Raw genomic sequence first — 14,491 nt, forward strand, 5'->3', positions numbered from 1 at the left:
TCTAATTAGATTTCTTGAATTCAGATTTCACACGGCAAGCTCCGGAATTTGGATCTAAGTCCCATGCCTCAATAAATATTTCATAGGTCTTGGGGTGATACTTGAAACCATCCGGCAGGTTGATAATTTTGTTTTCGATCTGATGCATGTACTTGTCCTTGACCTGAAACCCCTCCAATAAGCCCTCAAGGTCAGGGAATACTTTGTTTACTTCAGCCAGCAGTCTTTTCTTACCAGGCAGCCAACTGGGCAATAGATCTTCAATTGAAATACCGACGGGTTGGTTTTTTTGATCATCTGCATCTACAGATAAAACATTCCACTCAAAATCCCCCTCGTCGTAACCCCAGCTTTCCCAACTATCTATGGAGATCAGCCAACTGTTATTTGAATCTTGGGGTGAATTTGTGTCTGCGGGAGTACTGGTTACGATCACTTTCGCAACCACCGTGATGGTACCAAGCGCCTGTTTAATTGGATTTTTTTCATCCACAGGCAACAAGATATTAAAATCAAAATAGATGGTTTCGGTCCCTCCTGCCTCCATTGGGCTGATCGCAGGAGTGATGTTTTCGACGCTGCCATCAGGCCTGGTAAAGCTTGCTGCCGAACCAGGATGGAGATCTGCAGCATTATCCAACCGCTTTTGGATAGCCCGTTCTAAAATAACCGTGGCATTAGCACACACCAGACCATCAAAATTCGGAAGGGATCGCACGGTCGATTGGGGAATAACCGCCCGCCGTGTGCTTGTATCAAATTGAAAGCTTATTGGGGTAAAGACGACCGGGGCAGTTTGGTTGAGGTACAAGAGCAACAGTTCAGCGGCCATCTGGCTTTTCTGATGGTGCTGTAAGTAATAGGCATACATCACCCCGATTTCGACAACGTCCTCGTCGGATACTTCAGATAGAGTGCTGATCGCGGTCAGCAACTCAATTGCCTTATCAATGGAATAGGGTCGCCCGAACAGTTTCTTAAACTGGCCATCTATCATCGACCGCGCCCACCCGGGAAGCTGGCTGCTTGTCGACGAAGTAGACGCGACGACCGGAGTATCCAGAGCGCCCTTTTCAAGTACCTGTGTATCGGTTGGATCTGCCATGACCACGTTCCCCTCTATACCTATTCAGGGCCTAATAGGCTCTGTAAGTTTAATCGCCCAAAGATTGATCAAGCGAGAGAGTAAACCAGATCGCAAGACTGTCTCTAAAAACACTCCTATCTAATTACGCGAATAACCCGATCCTCAATAAGTGAAAAGGTTGTGAATAATCAATTCACGCTTTAGGAAATATGGGTTAAGAAAACTCGGTTGAGCGCTAACAAAAACAAGAAAACACGACAAAGGTGACAAATTCCGTTAATCCGAGTAGAATAGTCTGAAATAAGCGGATAGCGGTCCCTTGTGGGGGGCTCAATTGACCGCCCTCTCTGAAGGCTATTGCTTTAGATATCCTTCTCTGTTCGGCGGCTGAGCTGATCGCCCCTGATGTGTTTGTTATTGTGTACGGTCCATGAGCACCGTTTTCGCTTGAGCCCCCTAGTTTAGGGACAACTGGTTCAGGAGAAAAATATATGCCCAAAACAGCGACACATCATGACACTGCTTCAGTAACGGATAGGCCAGCTATTCATTCTATTCCTGCGATTAACAAAATCAGCGTCATGGATCTCAAGGAAGTCTTGGCCAAGGGCCTCAGCGATTTCAAAGAAAAGCCAAGTCACATCCTTCTTCTGGTTGTCATATACCCCATCGTAGGCTTACTCGCCGCCCGACTGGCCGCCGGATATGATATTTTACCATTGGTATTTCCCCTAGTGACTGGCTTTGCCTTGATCGGTCCGCTGGCCGCAATTGGCTTGTATGAACTGAGCCGCCGCCGGGAAAAAGGCCTCGAAGTCGCCTGGAAAAATGCCTTTGATGTCTGCCACTCCCCCGCGATTGGCTCCATCAGTGCGCTCGGCGTGTTATTGATGGTGATCTTCCTGATCTGGCTGGTAACCGCGCTTACCATATATCAAATGACTATTGGGGTGGTCGAACCCACGTCGGTCAGCGCCTTCATCAGCCAAGTCATGACCACTGCCGCTGGATGGTCCTTGATTGTAATCGGGTGTGGTGTCGGTTTTGGCTTTGCCGTGGTTGTCCTCGCCATCAGCGTGGTGTCTTTTCCCATGCTGCTCGACAAGGATGTTAGCGCAGCACTGGCCGTTCAGACTTCGGTAAAGGTTGTTCTCACCAACCCTATTCCTATGGCAGCTTGGGGGATTATCGTCGCCGGGTCGCTGCTCTTGGGATCAATCCCGTTCTTTGTCGGTCTCTGCGTTGTCATGCCGGTACTGGGCCATTCAACTTGGCATCTATACCGCAAGGTTGTGAACGCCAAATAAGATTTAAAGAACGGTTTAAACACCAAAAGACCAGCCCTTTTTTTTAGGGGCTGGTCTTTACGTTTTTGTTTAATCACCTTAGGAAGTCGGCGAGAGTTCTGTTGTTTCAGTCCCTTCAGAGGCTTCATATTCACCAACAGTTGTCACAATGGGCGTAGCTGGTGCAGGTTTCGACTTTGGCACCCCCAATCGTGGGTGCAATCGCCCGGCCACAGCCCAGGCGGCAAACATCCCAACACCTGCCGTGGCAAAGATGGCGGAAACAGGCGCAAACAACAGAACCAGCCACGCCACACCAGGGCTCACAATACCCGAGATATCCCGAAAGGTTGAATAGACCGCGGACATTTCAGTACGTTCAGAAGGTCTTACCGCCATCAAAAATGGCAAACCTGCGCAAATATCCAACAGAATTAAAAACACCGTCCCAAATACGAGGAGTGCCACTGTGGCCCACGGCCAGCCAGCACTAAAAGTGGCGATAACAAAGATGACCCCACCGACAAAATAGCCAAAACGTATCGCATAACGCACGGAATAACGGTCTATCCATTTCAACATAAAAGGGGTGATGAAAAGCAGTGAGTTCGAAATCGAAAGCGCAATACCGCCGATACTTTCATCAAGACCGGACTCTACCGCGTAAATTGGCAGGTAAACGATATAGACCCACCAGCTACAGGATTTAATCATCGCAAACAGCCAGCCGGCGATCAATCGCGGCTGGACAAAAAAACGCATCAAGAACGCCACCGGGTTTGGCGCTGGCGCACGGGCCTTGGTGATGAGCTTACCATCGCCCAAACGCATCCACCAAAAAACGATGAGAAGCACTGCCGCCCCAAGCCCAGAGACCAAAAATGGCGCGGGCGTCCACCACTGCAACAGCCAAACGCCCCCTGCGGGCCCCGCACACCAGGCCACGGCACTATAGAAAAGACGCAGGGTTTCAGACCTTTTCAGCTCCACCTTTGCAACATAATCCAACACGTAGGCATTAAAGCAGACAAAGAGAATGACAACCGCCACGGTGTAGGAAAAGAGCGCCAAAGCAATAGCAATGGGCGAGCCTTCGATAGCGAGGAAAGCACTGACGATAAAGAGTACCGCACCACCGGAATACATCCATCGTCTGGGAATATAGCGGGTCAACCAGGGCACCAGCAAACCACAGACCAGGGATATGATCCCGACATAAAAATATATCTCGGATACCACAACGGTATCTTGAAAGGCCTTATACATAATAAGGGGAAAAACTGATATCAAAATACCGCGAGAAATCGCTTCGATACTAGAAAGTACGGCAAAGCCTTTTGCACCTGGCGTTGGGGCATGGCGAAGCCATTCGGGAATCCGACGCTGAAACATCTAACCACCTCATAACCTGTTGATTTTAAATAAGCATATTTTGGAGATGGCTTCTCTCTTATCACCGACAAAAATGGTTGATTTTTTTGGTCGGATATCTCATTTACGCCGTTTTTATGTTTTTTTTCGCCTCTGACGTGTTCTGAATATTACCGGACCTGAAATTGTGAATAAAATCTGGAGATAAATTCAATAGAGGGGGCTAACAGAATGAACCAAACGGCTATTCTCACCATGATGGCGCGTTATAACCAACGTATGAACAGTCAGCTGTTGTCTGTTTGTGCTGGCTTGTCCCAAGAACAACTCCATCGGGACACCGGAAGTTTCTTTTGTTCCATTCTGGATTACTGGAACCACATCATGTTCAGCGATCTCGTTTTAATGGCCCGAATGAGATCACAGGGCATCAACCCCTCAAAACTCCAATCTCTCGACGATTTCCCAGCCGCGACCTCTCCCAAGGACAGATACTACGATAGCCTTGAGAGCTTCTCTGCTCACCGTCATAAGCTGGATGTCATTCTTAGTAACTGGTGTGAGACTTTGAGCACAAAGGACATCAGCTCCATACTATCTTATCAGAGCACTCAAGGAGATCATGTCAGGCAAAAAGCGATCGATATTATCCACCATATATTCCAGCACCAAACCCATCACAGAGGACAGATTACTTGTCTGCTGAGTTTAAACGGTGTGGACTATGGCTGCACCGATCTTCCGGTGATCGTTGCCGAAGGATCCGTATAAAAAAGTTCAGATACAACCTGCCTATTTACGCGTTGGAACTTTGCGCAAAGTCATGCCGTATTTATCGTCATCGGAAAATCCAAGGCTTTCGTAGAAGCCCTTGGCGCCGCCGTCTTGGCGACCTTTCCCGGTCAGTAGCATAATCTTATAGGCGTTGGCGCCCCAGGCGATCTCAATGGTGTGCTCCATCACCTTTCGTCCCAGCCCTTGCCCTCGGCAGTTTTCGGCGGTGATGACGTTCTCAATCAAAGCGTAAGGTCTGCCGAGATAAGTCATGTTGGGCAGAAGATGCAAAGTCACAATAGCGCAGACCTGCTCCTCTTTACCTTCCGCGCTCTTTTCAACCGCAACGACAACCTCTGTCCCGGGATGCTCTAGCAACTTCCGCCACTGCCGCTTGCCTTCCCCACCTGAAATAACTGGGACCGATGCACCAAATTCTGCGTAGAGGAGAACAGCAGAGAGATAGTCTTTTTCTTGCGCCGCGCGAATAATCATGGAGGGATCCGTTAGGAAAGGAGGATAGAAGGAGGTAACTATTATTACGAACCTTAAGCCAACAATATTTCCCCGTAAACAACTAATAACTTTAGAGCTTTCGACTTTTAAGTACAGTATCTCTATATAAATACGCTCTTGTTTCAAATCTGAAAAACAACCATTATTTTGGCGGTAAATCGACCGTGTGCGAAACCTTATTAGGGTGTGGGATAACAGAAGGCTATAAGGTGGATTTTGAGATTCTGGGCTTTAAGTTTGGTGAGTTTTTGATGCTCTCCGCAATTATTCTGAATTTTGTGCGGATATTTCTGCTTCTGGACTTTTCCAAACATTTAAAATTGGAAGCAAAAAAACTGTTCCCTGACGAGCCATATCAAAATCTCAATTTCTTTGGAAGCTTTCGGAATTGGCCATTCATTAGAAGAGAAGTCCCCGCTAAGAACCAAGGGGTTCATGAAATGCACGTCAAATTTAGATCCTACAGCAATTATTCAGCCAGCTTTATTTTATTGCTGTTGGTGTCCGGATTTTCCATGGATTAATGATGTTATCAGCTTACCCCCTGGAACAAATGGATGACGATGAACTTGTATCAAAATCGGGCCCATCATATTCGGATTAAATTCGGTGATCGTGTAACGGGCAAGCTATTCTGGAGAAGTACGAGGATTTTGAATAGCTAGATTGGCCTATACCTTGTTCAAAACACCCATTCTGTAGAAAGAGCAGACATCATGACCTTATCCAGGTATTCGCCCTCCCTAAAGCTCGATTGGCGCAACACTCCTTCGTGCTTGTAACCCGCTTTCGTATAGGCTGCGATGGCTGCAGGGTTATCTGCAAAAGAGGTAAGTTCAACCCTATTTAACCCCAGGCTTTTAAAGCCGTATGAAGTTATAATTTTGGTCGTTTCACTCGCAATGCCGCGGCCCCAATAATCTTTCTCCCCAATTAATATATAATACTCTCCAGTGCGGTTTATATAATTTATAGAAGTAATTCCCGCGTAGCCTATTATCTGTTGTGTATCGTTACAGCAAATCGCTAAATCAATAGATGTATCTCTTTCATTGAGAGAGGCTAACCACGCCTTATGGCATTCTTTTGGTTTGGGAATAACAAACCATGAAGAGCTGTATTTCGTAACGTCTTGATCACAGGCCCACTTGTATAAGGCGGTTAGATCGTCTTGCGACAAAGGGCGATAAAAGACCTTTTCACCATTGAAAAACATAATTAATCTCCCCTAAATCCAATTCAAAAATGAATTTTACAATGAAAAAAATACACCGAATAAGAACAATAAACTAGTGGTTCTTATCCTGTTCTCAGCAAAGTTCACTCAATATTCATCACATAAATTCAAGCAGCCATATAAGCGCAGATTCAGTTCCATCATCACTGGATTAGAGCCTGTGATGGAATAGGCAGTTGCCTTGCTATTGCAGAACGGGCGCTCCCCGTTCCGTAGATTTTCTTTCGGCTTTATGATAAGATCGCGTCGGATGGAGGAAGCTATGGAGCGACGCTTAGAAGCGATACTTGTGGCCGACGTGGTTGGTTACTCACGCCTCATGGATATGGACGAAACAGGGACGTTTGAACGTCTGAAACACCTCCGCAAAAAACTCGTACAGCCCCAAATCAACGCCTGCAAAGGCCGCGTCGTGAAACTTATGGGCGACGGCCTTCTGGCTGAATTCCATAGTGCGGTTGAGGCCGTTAGGTGTGCCGTCTACATTCAAACCGCGCTGACAGAGCACGAAATTGATCAGGCCGAAGATCACCGCATCAGGCTTCGTATCGGCGTCAATCTCGGGGAAGTCATTATCGAGGGATCAGACATCTATGGCAGCGGCGTCAATATAGCTGCGCGGCTGGAAGGCCTTGCCGAGCCAGGCGGGATCTGTATCTCGGGCAAAGTCTATGAGGAAGTCGGCGACAAGCTTCCCACCACCTTTGAAGACAGGGGCGAACAAAAGGTCAAAAATATTCCAGAACCAATCCGGGTGTACCACTGGACCAATGGCGCGGCTGTTCCTAATTCTCCAAAAATCAACTCAACAGATTCAAATTCCACGACTGGCGAATTATCGGGGACAGAAGCCCCGCTATCTCTTCCCAACAAGCCTTCAATCGCCGTGCTGCCTTTTGACAATATGTCTCATGACCCAGATCAGGACTATTTTGCTGACGGCCTGACCGAGGATATCATCACCGAGCTTGCTCGCTTTCAGTCCTTCTTTGTCATCGCGCGCAATTCAACCTTTGTTTACAAAGGGCAGTCGGTCAACGTCGGGAAGATCGGACAAGAACTGGGTGTTGCCTACGTTGTCGAGGGTAGCGTGCGAAAAGCAGGTAACCAGGTCCGCATCACCGCCCAGCTTATCGAGGCCGCGAGTGGAAATCACATCTGGGCCGAGCACTACGACCATGACCTGACCGATATATTTGACCTTCAAGACAAAGTCACCCAGGCCATCGTCGCCGCCATTCCCGGCCGGTTAGAAAGTGCTGATCTCAACCGGATCAAGCGCAAGCGTCCGGAAGACATGGCGATCTACGATTACGTTCTCCATGGCAAGATGTTCCATCACCGCAGCACAAAAGACGATAACATTGAGGCGCTCAAGGTGCTTAACAAAGCGATTGAACTGGATCCGGAATTTTCTGAGTCCTACGCCTGGAAGGCCTGTACCCTGGGGCAGGCGCTAAACCGGGGTTTTGGCGAAAACAAAGAAGAGTTGTTTGCCCAAGTTGTGGAGACCATAGAAAAAGCGCTTTCGCTCGATGACAACAACTTTGAATGCCACTGGATTATGTGTGAAGTGCGCATGATGCAAGCCCGGTTGGAAGAGGCCGAACGTCACCATAAAAAGGCCTTTGCCCTGAACTCTAACGATCCGCGCGTTGTTGCTCAGCACAGCGAATTACTGACATGGCTTGGTCGACCGACGGAAGCTGCGGACTGGGCACATCAGGCTATGCGTCTGGATCCTTATGCCGCCGCCGGACGGGCACACTTGCTCGGCCGTGCTCATTACGTCGCGAAAAACTACGCAGAAGCAATCGAGGCTTTCAAACAGGTCCCAGCGCCAAGTTTCCGCCATCATGCCGAGATCGCCGCCTGTTATGCCCAACTGGGATCAGACACAAAGGCAGGCCAGCACTCCGATAAAGTGCTGAGCCTGAAGCCTGACTTCACCATCGCCGACCATGTGCAAAGCCTGCCCTTCATTGAAACCAGCGACCGCGAGCACTATCGCGACAGCCTTCGTAAAGCGAAACTCCCGGAAGACGCATAGTATCCTGAGTTTACGAGAGTCCTGACAAAGCCGGGTCCATCATGCTTGGGTAAAATTCGGTAATCGTATAGCGGGCCACGCCATATTGGTGGAAGGGGTCTTCTTTGATCAGGGTTTCTATTTTTTCTCGAGCGTCTGAGAGCGCCAGGATAACACCACCTTCGCGGGGGACCTTTGCTCCCGAGGCGATGAAGATTTTTTGCGCATAGTATTTCTTCAGGAAAACCCTGTGATCCTCGATGAGCGGATCAATCTCCTCAAAGGGCACGATATATTCCAAATCAATCACGAACATGTTTGTATTCTCGGGTCGCAAGGTTTTTGTTATTTGAGACATCCGGTTCCTCTCATCAGAAAAGCCAGTTGGGACCCCCAACTGGCTTTTCATTTAGTTATGCCGAAAGCCTTACGCCGCTGCAAAGGCAGACAGCACCATCTCGGCACCGGCTTCGCGGGCAGATGTCAGCGCCTGATATTCTGAAGAGTTATAAAATTCATTGAGCTTGTCTTGATCCGGGAATTGGAACACGGCGGTTCCGGGTAACGCGTCTGTTCCGGTTAGGACGCCGTCTACGCCACCTTTAAAGAGCAACTTGCCGCCAAAGGAAGCAATTACAGGTCCAGCAGCTTGGGAATAGGCCGCCATTCTAGTAGGGTCTTTAACGGCAAAGTGGGCAACGAGGTAAGCAGACATATCGTGGTTCCTTTTGATGAGCCTTCTGGCTGAGGGCGTCTTGTTGACTGACCTCACCCTCTCACAATGCATAAATACAATAAATAGACGGAATTGCATAAAAACCATGCCATATTGCATGGGCGTTAAATTGGGAAATTTCCTAGTTATTCCAAATTTTATCTAAGACTGGGTATTGGGTAGCATTATCGTGACGGTCGTCCCCTCTCCCAAGTTGCTTTTAATATCCAACTCTCCGCCGTGAAGCTCCACCAGCGATGTCACGATCGCCAACCCAAGCCCGGTTCCGGTCTGAGATCTTTGATAATCGTTACCAGCCATGACAAAAGGTTCCGTGATGCTGGACAGCTTATCTTCCGGGATACCTTCGCCACTATCGCCGATTTCAAAGACATGATGACCATCTGACATTGTAACTTTTAAACTGACCTTTCCGCCATCCGGTGTGAATTTCACCGCGTTGGAAAGAACATTGAGCAAAATCTGTTTCAATGCTCTCCGATCAGCATAGAGAGGCGATAAGGTTTCAGGGCTTTCAACCCTGTAGGTGATGTCCTTATCACTGGCGGCCGATGTGATGATCGGCGCGCATTCTTTGATCACCTCATTTGCGTCTATATATTCAATATTAAGAGCAAGTTTGTCCGCTTCAATCGCCGAGAGATCGAGGATATCATTGACCAAATCAAGTAGGTGCATGCTGCTGATAAGGATGTCATCAGCATATTCCTTATATTTCGGCGATCCCAGTTCTCCAAAATACTGATTGGTCAGCATCTGTGAAAACCCCATGATGGCGTTTAAGGGCGTACGAAATTCGTGGCTCATATTGGCCAGAAAACTTGACTTGGCCAAGCTTGCCTTTTCGGCTTCAACCAGAGCACGGCGCACAGCTGTCTCCGCCTCTCTTATCGCTGTAAGGTCTGTGGTCAGGCTACAAACACCTGTGATGTTGCCATCCAGATCCGGCAGAGGAAACTTTGCGTTCAGGGAATAACGCTTGCCACCATCCACATCAACAACGACCTCTTGCTGTAACAGCTTGCCTGTTGCCAAGACCTCTCGGTCGGCAGCCATATAAATATCGGCAACATGTTTGGGAAAGAAATCAGCCGTGGTGTGGCCGATAAAATCTTCCCTTTTAAGATCCAGAACATCCGCCACGCTACGGCTGATGGCAACGATCTTACCTTCGGTATCTTTGAGAACGATCTCGATGGGAGCAAAATCCAAAATCGCACTTAACCAGGCATCACGGGTCCGCAGCGCCTCTTCAAACCGCCTGCGCTCGGTGATGTCAATAACCGTCCATAAGACCAGTTCCTGGTGATCCATTTTGATCGGGTCCGTGGAAAAGGAACAGTCGATTACGCTGCCGTCTTTGGCTTTGAGTTTGCCAATAAAATCTCGGACATAGCCCTGTTGTGCATGAATTTCCAAGATCTGGGCCCGGTCGTTGATATCCGCCCAGTTATCAAACTCAAAAGAGGTTTTGCCAATAACTTCTTCACGCGAAAACTTTAGCGTTTCCAACCAGGCATCATTGACGTCAAGATGCTCGCCTGTGGCGGGATCGACCAAAGCAATCAGGTTCGGATTGGCATGAAAGGCACGGGAGAAAAATTCACGGGATTGGCGCAACTTTTCTTCCAATTGCTTGCATTGCGTATTCTCAATTTTAAGCTCTAGGATCGCTCTATGGACTTGCCCAACCATACTGTTAAAAGCGTCGTTCAAGGTCCCTATCTCACCAGGTGATGCAACGGATGCCCGCGCTTCCAGTTCCCCGGCCTGAATGCGTGTTGCAGTTTTGGCAAGGGAAAGCACCGGATTAATGACGCGACGCCTGAGATGTAAGAAGGCAAAGACCGAGAACAGGATCGTTGCCACGACCAACAGGGATACGACCCCCTGATAAAAAACCACCGTCTCCCGAATAGCCTCCACTTCCCCCCGCGTGCGTTGCTCAACAAGGATCATAAATTCCCTGATGGGACGCATGATACTGCCCTTGGCCTTGTGATATTCCTCACCATGAAGGATACGCCGCGCAAAGGCCTGATCCGGCGCGCGTTCTAAGGTCAAGTTACCCGAGGCATCTTCAAAAAAACCCTTCATAGCCCCAAAGGCGATTTTCTCCAGCTTGGTTAAATCATCAGAGTTCTTTTTTGCTTCCTCAAGCTTCGCTAATTCCCTGCGCGATAACCCGAGATGCTTCATCATATCCAACAGCGCCTCGGGGGGACCGAAAGAAGTAGGGCGGTCCCCGGTTTCTGTGACGAAATCCCAGTAAACCTCGTTGTATTTTTCAGGCCGAGGAGCCGTTCCATTACGGATCGAAAAAATTTCATGAAAATACTCTTCGTACGTCGGGTTGCCCGTAACAATATATGTCCGGGCCATGCGTGTCAGGTCATCAGAACTTTGCCGAAGCTGATCAGCCAGTTTCACAGACTGAAAACGGTTGGTTTCGCTTTTGGTCAGACTTTCGTGGTTGGCCGTCATCAGGCTCATTGTAAAAATAATGGCGCCAAGCAAACCAAGTAGAGTTGCAAAAATAGCAACAACATGGACCTTTATCGTCATTCTTTTTCCGTTCTCGGCCACAATGGCCAATCCACCCGGATGTTATAGTTGAGGAGGTTTCCCCCCGCATGGCGCAATAATATCATCAATTTAGCCCAAATTGATTAACATTCTTGGACGCTTCCTCAGGTGCTCTTTCTGGTGCTCACTCTGGCGCTTCTTTTTATAAACGAGACTTCAGATGAAACCAGTTAAGCCCTGCTTCTCAAGTTAATGCCAAAGTCGTGCATGTCTGGGCCAGAGAGCAGACATTGACCTCACTCTTTTCAATGCACATAAACCTCAAACAGATGGACCATTGCAAAAACAATGCTATATTGCATGGATGGAAAATTGGGACGATCTTCGTATATTTTTAGCCGTCGCCCGCAGTGGCTCTATCACTGCGGGTGCTCATCAACTCGGCCTCGACCAAAGCACAGTATCGCGTAAGCTCCAGGCCTTTGAAGAGCGGCTTGGCCTCAACCTCTTTATGGGCACGGCCAAGCGCAACACCTTAAGCCCCTCGGGACAAACCGTTTACGAGGGCGCCGCCCGCCTTGAAAAAGAAGTCGAAGATATCAATCAAAACATCGCCGGGTTTGACGAACAACAGGGCGGCACCGTCCACATCGTGACCACGGATATCCTCTCCAACCATTTATTGATGTCGGTAACATCCGAGTTCCTGCAGCTCTATCCCGATATCAACCTGCGCATTCGAACCCAGGAGATTGACGACAAACGCCTGCCCGGCGACCTCGCCCTCTACGCGACCAACAATCCCAGAGAAGAGCTCTTCGGCCGCAAGCTCGCAACCGCGACCTTTGCCTCTTACGCCGCGCGGGAATATGTCGACAGCCTACAAGGGCGCACCGAAGATATGGTGTGGCTGAATTGGGACGACGGCTCCGCAACCCCAAGCTGGCCGAGACTGGCCCCAGAAATCCCCGACAAAATGTGCCGCCTGCGCAGTGATTCCGTGGCCACCCTTTTGGAAGCCGTGCGTTTTGGTATCGGCGCCACCATCCTGCCCTGTTTTATCGGCGAGCAAGACCCCAACCTTGTCCGCCTCACCCCTGGTCAAACCGTCAGCAGCCGAGACATCTGGCTGCTCATGCACCAAGACCTCCGCCGCGTCCCCCGCATCCGCACCTTCATCGATTTTTTCACCCAGCGGATCAAGGAGCGGAAAGGGATAATAGAGAGTGATTAGTGCCTAATTATCTAATTCCCCCTTTACAGCAGGGGGTTTTAATAGCCTCCTGTTAGCGGAATATTATGAAAGGGTGAGTTGTGGGTTTAGAACTTTGGCTGGCGTTTATTGTCGCGGATATTTTGGTATCTATCACACCGGGTCCCAGTGTCCTTATGGTCACCGGGCAGGCGCTTACCCGTGGTTTGCCCGCTGCTTTGTTGTGTATCCTCGGTGATATCCTTGGCGGCATAGTTCTGATGACACTGGCGCTGTTTGGGGTTGGTGCCCTGTTGGCGACGTCGGCAGTGCTTTTCCAGTTCGTTAAATGGGGTGGTGTCTGTTACATGGCCTATCTTGGTTATCGACAGATTATGGATGCCAGAAAAAGCCCGGCTCCTGAAACGCCAGAGATGTCAGAGGCACCAGAGAACACACCAGAAACGAAACTGGCAAATTATAAACTCGCCAGCATGAGAGCCGGGTTTTTCACTGGCGTTCTAAACCCCAAGGCAATCATCTTTTACATGGCCTTTCTCTCTCAATTTATGGACCCCACTGGCAATACTTTGCTGCAATTCACCATACTGGTTGCCACCTCGACGGTTGTTGTAGGCCTTATTCTCACCGGATACGCCCTCGCCGCCGCCCGGGCGCGAAAGACATTACAAAGCCACAAGGCCCGGAAACGTTTTGGTTACGCCGGCGGAGGTTTCCTCATCGGCGGCAGTGTTTTGATGGCCTCGACACGGTAAATTAGGGGGTCTTTCAAACCATATGGACAGGCCAAGAAAAAACAAGCATAAGTAGTACACCATACTTTTCACTTCCATTCTACCCTAGAGAAAAAAACATGAGCTTTCTTATATCTGTCGGGATTATATGGCTTATTGCGGCTGTTACGCCGGGGCCGAACCTGTTTGTGATTTTAGGCTCTGCGACGACCTCGAACAGATCCTTTGCCCTCATGACCGCGCTTGGCATTGGCCTTGGCACTCTGATTTGGGGTGTGGCGGGATGGTTGGGCATTTCTGCGCTTTTTGCCGCGGCCCCTACTCTTTATATTCTTCTCAAATTTGTTGGTGCGGCCTATCTGATCTGGATGGGGGCAAAGATGATCTGGGCGGCACGAAAGCCGATGAATTGGTCGCAAGGTGCACAAAATCCACGGGTAAAATCTCGCAAACGTGCTTTCTTCAGAGGCCTGACAACCAACTTGGCGAACCCTAAAACCGCTGTCTTTGTTACCAGTCTTTTTGCTGCGGCACTTCCTGAAAACTACGTCTGGAGTGACGGCGCGTTATCGGTTTTGATAATGGTCTCGATATCCCTCTTCTGGTATTCGCTGATGGCTTTCACCTTTACCACCCGGGTCATGTCTCAAGCTCTCGCCAAAGCAAAACGCGGCCTCACAGCCTTTGCCGGTACAGTCTTTGTCGGGTTTGGTATACGGCTGGTTGCATCCGAATAAGCTGTCCAGAACAATCCAATTCCCGACAATAGGGTTGCCGTTATCAAAGGCTAAGGCCTAAATCAAAATCAGACCATTCAAAAGGAACTGGTAACGGTTATCGGCGGAATCTGCCCGAATTCTCTCTACACTATCAATCCTATTTTCATCCCAAGAAGTCGAAAACTAGAATTTCCACCAGTTGTATTAACACTCCCGCGACTGAAACTCATTGAATACTCACACAAATTTTATTGCTTTTAGAT

13 protein-coding genes are annotated in these 14,491 nt (G+C 48.9%); 6 read left to right on the forward strand and 7 right to left on the reverse strand.

Translation table 11 applies throughout. The features are described from left to right. Position 1: 1 nt before the first annotated feature. Entirely contained in the window at positions 2–1,105 is a 1,104-nt protein-coding gene (locus ACOGW3_RS22400) for a hypothetical protein (protein WP_419904978.1), read from the reverse strand. 473 nt (positions 1,106–1,578) lie between these two features. On the opposite strand from ACOGW3_RS22400, the gene ACOGW3_RS22405 reads away from it, so the two are divergent. Further along, positions 1,579–2,394: a DUF2189 domain-containing protein gene (locus ACOGW3_RS22405; protein ID WP_419904979.1), complete on the forward strand. Its 816-nt coding sequence runs from the start codon at positions 1,579–1,581 to the stop codon at positions 2,392–2,394. A gap of 78 nt (positions 2,395–2,472) precedes the next feature. Here ACOGW3_RS22405 and ACOGW3_RS22410 read toward each other — a convergent pair whose 3' ends face one another. Then, entirely contained in the window at positions 2,473–3,765 is a 1,293-nt protein-coding gene (locus ACOGW3_RS22410; protein ID WP_419904980.1) for an MFS transporter, read from the reverse strand. Between the two features lie 210 nt (positions 3,766–3,975). On the opposite strand from ACOGW3_RS22410, the gene ACOGW3_RS22415 reads away from it, so the two are divergent. Next, entirely contained in the window at positions 3,976–4,515 is a 540-nt protein-coding gene (locus ACOGW3_RS22415; RefSeq protein WP_419904981.1) for a DinB family protein, read from the forward strand. Between the two features lie 21 nt (positions 4,516–4,536). On the opposite strand, the gene ACOGW3_RS22420 is transcribed toward ACOGW3_RS22415, so the two are convergent. Together ACOGW3_RS22420 and ACOGW3_RS22425 are read right to left on the reverse strand one after the other, a co-directional pair. Continuing rightward, positions 4,537–5,013, reverse strand: a complete 477-nt coding sequence (locus tag ACOGW3_RS22420; protein WP_419904982.1) for an N-acetyltransferase family protein — start codon at positions 5,011–5,013, stop codon at positions 4,537–4,539. Positions 5,014–5,716: 703 nt separating this feature from the next. After that, on the reverse strand, positions 5,717–6,250 hold the full coding sequence (locus ACOGW3_RS22425) for a GNAT family N-acetyltransferase (RefSeq protein ID WP_419904983.1): 534 nt from the start codon (positions 6,248–6,250) through the stop codon (positions 5,717–5,719). Between the two features lie 283 nt (positions 6,251–6,533). Here ACOGW3_RS22425 and ACOGW3_RS22430 point away from each other — a divergent pair, with 283 nt between their 5' ends. Then, complete coding sequence (locus tag ACOGW3_RS22430; RefSeq protein ID WP_419904984.1) at positions 6,534–8,321, forward strand: adenylate/guanylate cyclase domain-containing protein; 1,788 nt, start codon at positions 6,534–6,536, stop codon at positions 8,319–8,321. A gap of 10 nt (positions 8,322–8,331) precedes the next feature. Here the strand turns inward: ACOGW3_RS22430 and ACOGW3_RS22435 are convergent, their stop codons facing one another. The 3 genes from ACOGW3_RS22435 to ACOGW3_RS22445 all read right to left on the reverse strand — a co-directional run bounded on the left by ACOGW3_RS22435 (position 8,332) and on the right by ACOGW3_RS22445 (position 11,622). After that, positions 8,332–8,658, reverse strand: a complete 327-nt coding sequence (locus ACOGW3_RS22435; protein ID WP_419904985.1) for a YciI family protein — start codon at positions 8,656–8,658, stop codon at positions 8,332–8,334. 69 nt (positions 8,659–8,727) lie between these two features. Further along, on the reverse strand, positions 8,728–9,015 hold the full coding sequence (locus ACOGW3_RS22440) for a DUF1330 domain-containing protein (protein WP_419904986.1): 288 nt from the start codon (positions 9,013–9,015) through the stop codon (positions 8,728–8,730). 162 nt (positions 9,016–9,177) lie between these two features. Next, positions 9,178–11,622, reverse strand: coding sequence for an ATP-binding protein (locus tag ACOGW3_RS22445; RefSeq protein WP_419904987.1), 2,445 nt, complete (start codon positions 11,620–11,622; stop codon positions 9,178–9,180). A 304-nt stretch (positions 11,623–11,926) separates the two neighbouring features. Here ACOGW3_RS22445 and ACOGW3_RS22450 point away from each other — a divergent pair, with 304 nt between their 5' ends. From ACOGW3_RS22450 to ACOGW3_RS22460, 3 genes are all read left to right on the forward strand, one after another. Continuing rightward, on the forward strand, positions 11,927–12,796 hold the full coding sequence (locus ACOGW3_RS22450) for a LysR family transcriptional regulator (RefSeq protein ID WP_419904988.1): 870 nt from the start codon (positions 11,927–11,929) through the stop codon (positions 12,794–12,796). 80 nt (positions 12,797–12,876) lie between these two features. Beyond that, a complete protein-coding gene (locus ACOGW3_RS22455; protein WP_419904989.1) occupies positions 12,877–13,530 on the forward strand; it encodes a LysE family translocator in 654 nt (217 codons plus the stop codon). 98 nt (positions 13,531–13,628) lie between these two features. Further along, entirely contained in the window at positions 13,629–14,246 is a 618-nt protein-coding gene (locus ACOGW3_RS22460; RefSeq protein WP_419904990.1) for a LysE family translocator, read from the forward strand. The last annotated feature ends 245 nt before the right edge of the window (positions 14,247–14,491 follow it).

The sequence above is a fragment of the Kiloniella sp. genome (assembly GCF_965205715.1).
Classification (GTDB): Bacteria; Pseudomonadota; Alphaproteobacteria; order Kiloniellales; family Kiloniellaceae; genus Kiloniella.